At 45.2% G+C, this 959-nt stretch carries 1 protein-coding gene and 1 pseudogene; both read right to left on the bottom strand.

Annotated elements, in window-relative coordinates:
* Window positions 1-24: 24 nt before the first annotated feature.
* Window positions 25-273: pseudogene (locus tag V2H77_RS00380) on the bottom strand (ISNCY family transposase); the annotation flags it as partial.
* A 117-nt stretch (window positions 274-390) separates the two neighbouring features.
* Window positions 391-959 (bottom strand): Rpn family recombination-promoting nuclease/putative transposase (locus tag V2H77_RS00375; protein WP_341497220.1); only part of this gene is annotated, 569 nt, incomplete at its 5' end.

Below are 959 nucleotides of genomic sequence, written 5' to 3'. Positions count from 1 at the left end.
TTTGCAGCGAAAAAGGAGATTAATTTAATGCTTTAACATTTCAATTTTATCCCGGCTCAGTCCGGTACTGGTGACAATAATGTCCAAACTTACGCCATGCCGTAATAAGGCACGAGCCGTTTCCAGTTTATTTTCAGCTCGACCTTCCTGTCTACCTTCCTCTCGACCTTCTGTTCGGCCTTGCTCAATACCTCGCTCAAGCCCTTTTTGTTCAAGCTGTTCTGCAATAGTCATCAACATTGTTTCATGCTCCGGAGATAGTTGCTTTAGTCTGACCGGTTTCAGCTTCGCCGGGTAAACGTAAAAGTCCCTTGTATAGCCATCACCTTGAATAAGAACAAAAATGCCGATCTTGAATATCGGCATTTTGCAGCGAAAAAGGAGATTAATTTAATGCCTTAACATTTCAATTTTATCCCGGCTCAGTCCGGTACTGGTGACAATAATGTCCAAACTTACGCCATGCCGTAATAAGGCACGAGCCGTTTCCAGTTTATTTTCAGCTCTACCTTCCTCTCTACCTTCCTGTCTACCTTCCTCTCTACCTTCCTGTCTACCTTCCTGTCTACCTTCCTCTCTACCTTCCTCTTTACCTTCCTGTCTACCTTCCTCTCTACCTTCTGTTCGGCCTTGCTCAATACCTCGCTCAAGCCCTTTTTGTTCAAGCTGTTCTGCAATAGTCATCAACATTGTTTCATGCTCCGGAGATTGTTCAATCAGTTGATGGACAAATTGGGAGAGATCCAGCGTATGTCCATTCAGTAAAATATAGCTTAACACAACATTGCGCTGCTCGACTGTATTATACCCCGCATTCAAGAGTTCCACCAATTGGGGGACCCATTCCAGCATATCCCGGCAGCGGATGTGTTTTTGCACCAGTTCCATCAGCGCAACGCCTTTATGTGTCAGGATTTCTTCATCGCTGAGCACACTAACGTCCACCAACGGAAACGCCT

The organism is Photorhabdus sp. P32 (assembly GCF_038085095.1).
In the GTDB taxonomy this organism is placed as follows: domain Bacteria; phylum Pseudomonadota; class Gammaproteobacteria; order Enterobacterales; family Enterobacteriaceae; genus Photorhabdus; species Photorhabdus luminescens.
This window is presented reverse-complemented; position numbering and strand designations above follow the sequence as displayed.